10 protein-coding genes are annotated in these 6,145 nt (G+C 72.4%); 4 read left to right on the top strand and 6 right to left on the bottom strand.

Going from position 1 to position 6,145, the window contains the following annotated elements:
* Positions 1 to 76: 76 nt before the first annotated feature.
* Genes AC2CJA_RS06275 through AC2CJA_RS06265 form a run of 3 tightly spaced genes read right to left on the bottom strand, consistent with a single transcriptional unit; the run spans position 77 to position 1,534 of the window.
* Entirely contained in the window at positions 77 to 748 is a 672-nt protein-coding gene (locus AC2CJA_RS06275) for an HD domain-containing protein (protein ID WP_484601656.1), read from the bottom strand.
* Position 749: 1 nt separating this feature from the next.
* Positions 750 to 1,034, bottom strand: coding sequence for a hypothetical protein (locus tag AC2CJA_RS06270; protein WP_484601655.1), 285 nt, complete (start codon positions 1,032 to 1,034; stop codon positions 750 to 752).
* Positions 1,031 to 1,534 carry a hypothetical protein gene (locus AC2CJA_RS06265; RefSeq protein WP_484601654.1) on the bottom strand — a complete coding sequence of 168 codons (504 nt, stop codon included), beginning with the start codon at positions 1,532 to 1,534 and terminating at the stop codon, positions 1,031 to 1,033. Before AC2CJA_RS06265 ends, AC2CJA_RS06270 begins: the two co-directional genes overlap by 4 nt.
* An 83-nt stretch (positions 1,535 to 1,617) precedes the next feature.
* Between AC2CJA_RS06265 and AC2CJA_RS06260 the strand changes: the two genes are divergently transcribed.
* The 3 genes from AC2CJA_RS06260 to AC2CJA_RS06250 all read left to right on the top strand — a co-directional run bounded on the left by AC2CJA_RS06260 (position 1,618) and on the right by AC2CJA_RS06250 (position 3,157).
* Positions 1,618 to 1,959: a PadR family transcriptional regulator gene (locus tag AC2CJA_RS06260; RefSeq protein WP_484601653.1), complete on the top strand. Its 342-nt coding sequence runs from the start codon at positions 1,618 to 1,620 to the stop codon at positions 1,957 to 1,959.
* Positions 1,956 to 2,648, top strand: coding sequence for a permease prefix domain 1-containing protein (locus tag AC2CJA_RS06255; RefSeq protein ID WP_484601652.1), 693 nt, complete (start codon positions 1,956 to 1,958; stop codon positions 2,646 to 2,648). The genes AC2CJA_RS06260 and AC2CJA_RS06255 overlap by 4 nt, the downstream gene beginning before the upstream one ends.
* A gap of 152 nt (positions 2,649 to 2,800) precedes the next feature.
* Positions 2,801 to 3,157, top strand: a complete 357-nt coding sequence (locus AC2CJA_RS06250) for a hypothetical protein (protein ID WP_484601651.1) — start codon at positions 2,801 to 2,803, stop codon at positions 3,155 to 3,157.
* An 84-nt stretch (positions 3,158 to 3,241) separates the two neighbouring features.
* Here AC2CJA_RS06250 and AC2CJA_RS06245 read toward each other — a convergent pair whose 3' ends face one another.
* The 3 genes from AC2CJA_RS06245 to AC2CJA_RS06235 are packed head-to-tail and all read right to left on the bottom strand — an operon-like array spanning position 3,242 to position 5,377.
* Positions 3,242 to 3,772 (bottom strand): nucleoside deaminase, encoded by a 531-nt coding sequence (locus AC2CJA_RS06245; RefSeq protein ID WP_484601650.1) that lies wholly within the window; start codon positions 3,770 to 3,772, stop codon positions 3,242 to 3,244.
* The gene (locus AC2CJA_RS06240) at positions 3,769 to 4,530 is read right to left on the bottom strand and encodes a radical SAM protein (RefSeq protein WP_484601659.1); all 762 of its coding nucleotides are present in this window, start codon (positions 4,528 to 4,530) and stop codon (positions 3,769 to 3,771) included. The genes AC2CJA_RS06245 and AC2CJA_RS06240 overlap by 4 nt, the downstream gene beginning before the upstream one ends.
* Before the next feature lie 16 nt (positions 4,531 to 4,546).
* The gene (locus AC2CJA_RS06235; protein WP_484601649.1) at positions 4,547 to 5,377 is read right to left on the bottom strand and encodes a hypothetical protein; all 831 of its coding nucleotides are present in this window, start codon (positions 5,375 to 5,377) and stop codon (positions 4,547 to 4,549) included.
* A gap of 425 nt (positions 5,378 to 5,802) precedes the next feature.
* Between AC2CJA_RS06235 and AC2CJA_RS06230 the strand changes: the two genes are divergently transcribed.
* On the top strand, positions 5,803 to 6,051 hold the full coding sequence (locus tag AC2CJA_RS06230) for a hypothetical protein (RefSeq protein WP_484601648.1): 249 nt from the start codon (positions 5,803 to 5,805) through the stop codon (positions 6,049 to 6,051).
* Positions 6,052 to 6,145 lie beyond the last annotated feature (94 nt).

The following is a 6,145-nucleotide window of genomic DNA, read 5'->3' as shown; positions in this document are numbered from 1 at the left end:
CCCCACGCCCACCAGCCGGGTGGCCCGGAGGCCCCGGGGCCCCCCGGGGACGCCCCCGCCCGGGCCGCCCCGGCGCTCAGCTCCCCGGCCGGTAGCCGTCGTAGTCGTTCCAGCCGGCGGTCCGGTCCATCTCCTCCCAGGTGGGCCAGACCGCGCCCGTCGCCCGGCGGACGAGTTCGCCGGGCAGGCCGAACGGCGGGGCCTTGTGCGGTTTGGCGAGGGCCTGGCCGACGATCGCGTCGTGGAGGACGGCCGCCGTGTGCAGACGGGGCAGCGCGGCGTGGACGCGGTCGGCGTGGCCGGGCGGGAGGACGCTCGGGTCGTCGATGCCGAGGTCCAGCGCGGCCCCCGCCGTCACCAGGGCGATCTCCGGGCGCTTGCGCATCGCGAGGTCGTGGTGGAGGTGGAGGGCGATCGCGTCCCAGACGACCTCGACCCGGTCGGCGGGCATCCCGCGCTCGGTGAGGAAGCGGGCGGCCAGATCGGCGCCGTCGAGGTCGAAGGACTGGTCGCCGTCGCCCTCCTGAGTGAGCCCGGCGTCGTGCAGGACGCAGCCCAGGAACAGCAGTTCGTCGTCGTAGTCGCGGCCGGGCAGCAGGCCGCGCCGCTCGCCAAAGGCACGCCCGTGGAGGTAGGTCCTCAGGCTGTGGTTGAAGATCGCCGGGTGCTCGGTCCGCTTCGCGTGGCGAAGGGCCTCCAGCGCCAGCGCGGTGCGCGGCAGGGGCAGTTCCTCGTAGGAGTCCGTCATGTCATCCCTCCTGGATGCCGGATGTCGTGGGTGGAGCGGGGGTCTCGCGGAGGCGGCGCAGGGCGAGCAGGCCGCCGACACCGGGGACGAGGGCGTACCACCGCGGGCCGGCGGCGGCCGTGGCCTGCCGGACGGCGGCGATGACGACCAGGTACGCGGTGCCGTGCAGCGGGCCGGCGAGCGAGGTGACCGGCCGCGCGTGGACGGTGAGCAGGTTGGCCAGCAGCACGGCCAGGGTGGCGGCCTCGGCGCCGGCGGCGATCCGCAGGGTGCGCACGGCTCTCACACCCCCGTGGTGGAGCCGGGGCGGACGATCATCAGGACGACGACGACCGCCCACAGCAGGTTGAAGGCGCCGGTGAGCATGGACAGCCGGGCCGCCGCCGAGCGTGTCTCCCCGTTGGCCGCCGCCGTACACGCCCTCTCACCGCCCGGCGACCGGAGCATCCGCCGCTGGCCGGGCACGATCGCCAGGACCAGGACGGCCGCGGCGATCGCGGTCAGGAGGAGCGAGGCGAGCAGCCAGGCGTCGGTGAGGACGCCGAGCCGCGCGCCCGTGGCGATCCCGAAGACCGGTACGGCGATACCGGCGACGGCGTAGCCCCGGCAGATCCGGTGCAGGAACGCGGCGATCGAAGCGTCCCGCCCCTCCCCCGGCTCCCCGGAAGCGGCTCCGGAAGCGGCGGCCTGCCGCGCGTGGCGCGGGAAGAGGGAGGCGGCGACGGTGATCGGGCCGATCACCACGATCGCCGCCAGGACGTGCACGGACAGCAGCACCTTGGTCACCGCGGTCTCCTCACCCCGATGGCAGATATGTTGGTTGCCAACATATAGCACGCCTACATGTCTGTTGTGTAGGCTGCCTACTCATGAAGGCCGACGCCGTACGCGGACATCTGGACGGGCTGCTGCTGGCCGTGCTGGAGCCGGGACCGCTGCACGGGTACGCGATCATCACCGCCGTGCAGCGGCGCAGCGCGGGCGCGCTCGAACTGCGCACCGGCACGGTCTATCCCGCGCTGAACCGCCTGGAGCGCACCGGACTGCTGCGCAGCAGCTGGGACTCCACCGGTGAGCGGAGGCGGCGCCGCTACGAGCTCACCGACGCCGGGCGGCGCGCCCTGGCCGACGAGCGGTCGGCCTGGCAGTCGTTCACGGCGGCGATCGGCTCCGTCCTGGACCCCGCCCCGCGCCCCGGGCATGCCGGATGAGCGGCCCCGGACGGCGGCCCGGCCCCGCCGGGGGACGCGCCGAGGACCCCGCGGGGGGGTACGCCGACGAGTACGCCGAGGCCCTGGCCTCCGCCCTGCGCGGTCCGGCCCGCGCCAGGGCCCGGCTGGTGGCGGAGATGCGCGACGGCCTCGCCGAGACGGTGGCCGCGTACGCCGCCGGGGGGCTGCCCCACGGGCCCGCCGTGCGGCGGGCCGTCCGCGAGTTCGGCACCGTGGCGGAGGTGGCGCCCTCCTGTCAGCGGGAGCTGACCGTCGCCCAGGTCCGTCACACCGCCCGGGCCGTCGCCCTGGCCGCACCGCTGCCGGCCGTCTGCTGGTACCTGTTCCTGGCCACCGGGCACGGCGGCCAACTGCCCGGGTTCGCCCGCCTGCTGGCGTTCCCCCTGGCCGGGTTCGCGGCCGTCGCCGCGCTGCTCGCGGCCGCCGTGCTGGCAGCCACCGGCCCCCTCGCCCGGCGGCTGCCCACCCCGCACCGGCTCCCCCGGGCGACCGCCTGGACCGGCACGACGGCCGGCGTCTGCCTGGGCGTTTCCGCGCTCACCCTCGCCGTCTCCTCCCCCCTGTCGGAGAACTGGCCGGCGGTCGCGCTCGCGGGCGTCCTCGCCACGGTGCTCCACACCGTGGTGGCCTCCTCCGCCCGCGCCTGCCGCGACTGCGCCCGCGCATAGCCGCTCCCCCTCAGGCGTCCGCAACCGTGTTCCCCCGATGCCCCTTTCGCGTTGTTCACGACCAAAAGCGAGAAGTCGACACATCCCCTTACCAGACTCGGAGGAGCGGGCTGCCCGGCCCGTGTGAACCGCACCGACCGCAAGGGGGAAACATGACCAGGACGACCGGGACCACGAGGAGGGCCGCACGTACGGCCGCCGTGCTCGGCGGCGCGTTCCTGCTGGCCCTCACCACCGCCACGTCCGCGTCGGCGGCCGTGACGCGCTACCACGGCAGCGACGCCGCCCAGGCGACCGCCTACGCGATGCGCGCCTACGACGGCGAGCGCGACGGCAACGGCGTCTACGCCGACGCCTACCTGGCCAACGGCGCCCACGTCTCCCAGTGGGACGGCAACGGCGCGGACGGGAACTGGGGCCCGTGGGCGAGTTACAACTCCCGCATCAAGCAGTTCCGGGTCTGCGAGGACCACGTGGGCTGCTCCAGCTGGACCCACTGGCCGAGCTGACCGGCACACCCGGCGCCCGTCCGCACGCACCACGGCCCGCCCCGCCCGGGGCGGGCCGCTCACACACGTCCGGGACCACCCGCCTCAGCGGCGCCCCGCCGCACCGCCCACGGGGGCCTGCCGGGCGGCCTGCCGGGCGGTGAGGGGGAAGAGTTCCAGGCATTCGTCCCGGCGGACCCCCTCGTGCACCTCCAGCCGCGGGTGCCCGGACCGGACCACATCGCGGGCACGGAGGTCGATCTGCCGCCAGGTGAACGTCGCGTCGGGGTGCTCGACCGCCCAGTTCCGGGCGTCCTCCTGAGTGGCGCCGAAGGCGATGCCGCGCATCCTGGCCCAGATCGCGGCGGCGGTGCACATCGGACACGGCTCCAGCGTCGTCAGCAGGAAGGCGCCGGTGAGGTAGCGCGAGCCGACCCGCTCGGCCGCCCGGCGGATGGCCTGCACCTCCGGGTGCGCGGTCGGGTCGTGACCCTGGACGAGTCCGCTGCCCGATTCCCCGAGGATCACGCCGTCCCGGATCACCACCGCCCCCAGCCCGTAGTTTCCGGAGAGCGCCGCCCCACGGGCCAGCCGCAGGCACCTCAGCATCCCCTCGTCGATCTCCCGGGCCGTCATCCCGCCTCCCCGGGGCGCGTGCTACAGGTGGACATCAGGGATTCCTTTCCGCAGATACGCACGTCGGCGTCCTCGGTGGCTCGCTCGATCCACAGCGACCCGTCGTTCTCCACGATCCAGTAGTCCCGGGATCTGATGTCGATACAGCGCACGTCCATACGCCCTCGGTACGTCTGCGCCAGTTCCCGCACACGGCGGAGCACCTCGTCCAGTTCCCCGGAACGGAACGAGAACTCCTGCTTTCCGTTGGCACGCCCCCGGGACACCACGGGTATGAAACTTATCTTTCGTGCGCCCCGTTCACAAGAGAAACCCGCCATTTCCTCCATGAGACCCAGGCCGCCCGGAGTCACCACTGAATTAATCGATAATCCGATTTCCCTGCGCACCACCTCCGCGAGGTTTCTCTCGATATCACCGAAGGATTTCCGGCGGAGCACCCGGTCGTTTTCGGCGGACGGCCGGTGGATACTGAACTTGAACTCACCCGCGTACTCCGCGCAGGCATCCAGGGTGCGGGCGGACACGGCGAATCCGTTGGTGGTGACCACGGGCCTGAGCCCGGCGCCGGCGACCGCGGCGATGATCTCGGGCAGATCCTCCCGGACTGTCGGCTCACCTCCCGCGAGTTTCGCCGACCGGGCGCCACCGGACGCGAAAAAACGGGAGATCTCGCCGATCTCCCGCACGGACAGCTCACTTCTGCTGGTGGGCGGTGCCTGGCAGAAGGCGCAGGCGACATTGCATCTGCGCGTCACCCGTAAGCAGACCGATCTAGGCAGCTCCTGCGGTATCTCCTTCACCGGCCATCTCCGATGCGGTAGAAAGCTCCAGCATGTTGAGAATGTGCGACATCTGTTCGGCGAACTGCTGTGTGTAGTCGAGGCTGTCCCGGACACGGTCGGCGACACCGGGGCCGGACGGGACCTCGGTGCCGTAGAAGACGATGACGCCGTGCGGTGTCCGGCCGTGGACGTGACTGTTGGTGGCCGCGTCGAGCCGGAGTACCGGGCATGCCAGCACCCACCTCTGCTGCGGCTCGATCATGCGGCTCACATCCGGGTCGTACAGATTGCTGTGGTCCACCGGAAGCTCCTGGTAGAGCGGAACGCGCTCCCGGTACGCCTGGCCGCTCACGATATGAGGAGTGTCGACGTAGACGCGGGTGAACCCGTACTCGCGCGGCATGCTGATGTTCAGCACCGCCAGATCACGGTCCTGCCTGAGGTAGTGGCGGCCGTCCTCGTCCCGCTCGGCCACGAAGTACCTGGCGTTGCAGGTCACCTGCAACGTCCTGGAGACGAGCTCGCACATGATCCGCAGGGTGCTTTCCAGGATTCGCCGCTGCCGCAGCCGCAGCAACTCGTAGCGCTGCACGAAATCGTCCCGCTCAAGCATCTGCTGCCTCCGCACGAAGCCCTCACCGACCGCCAGGGAGGCAATCCCGAGGAACAGCGGGAAATTGCCCCACCCCAACCCTATCGAGGCGGTCAAGTAGCCGTGCTCCGAGAGCTGGTCGGTGAAGAGGTTCACCCACAGGCCGATCAGCACGCCCGAGACGACAGACGTTCCCACCCGCACGGCCGTCATCAGGCGCATATCCACCCCGCCTCCCCCTTAAACCGACAGCCAGTGCAGCACATCGATGAGTCGCCGCACGAGGGTGCCCGACGGAATCCCGCCAACATCACCGGCATCGCCTGGTGTGGAATACAGAATTCCGCTCCTTCCCCCGCACTTTCCCCTCGCGTTCTTCCCGGAAGAAGCCACCGGCAAGCCCGGTCACACCCCGGCCGTCCGCTCACCCTCCAACGGCTCGGCGCCGGGGCGACGGCGTTCGCCCGGGGCCGGCGCGCGGGCCGGCGGCCGTGAGAGCCGAACGGGCCCCGCGTCCCGCCCCGCCCGCGCCCGCCCCGCACGCCCGGGGGCGTGCGACGGGGCGCGCCGCTGGACGCCGTAGGACAGATCCACAGTCCGTTCGTAACTTTTCCGCTCACCGGCAGATATGCACGGCGGACGGCCGTGAGCGGATGAGGAACGAGGGGAGAAGCACGGTGAGGCGGAACCTGACGACGCGCGGGTGCGTGGTGGCGGCGGGGGCGGCCGTGATGGCGGTCGCGCTGCCGGGTGGTGCCGCGTCGGCGTGGGCCGACGAGACGCACCGCGGGTCGCACAACGGGCCGACCGTCGCGCTGATCTCCACCGGGCAGATCGACGACCCGATGGAGGACGTGCTGGAGCACGCCGCGCTCTTCCAGCGGGACCACCACACGGGCTGAGCCCGGATCGGACACCGGCTCCGGGGTGAGGGAGCCGGCCCCGCCCGGCGGGTTCGGACGGAGCCGGGCGGGGCCGTCGCGCCGGAGGCGGCGG

This window comes from Streptomyces sp. ATLC9, assembly GCF_057196705.1.
Note: the sequence above shows the minus strand (reverse complement) of the source record. Positions and strands in the feature narration are given on the sequence as shown.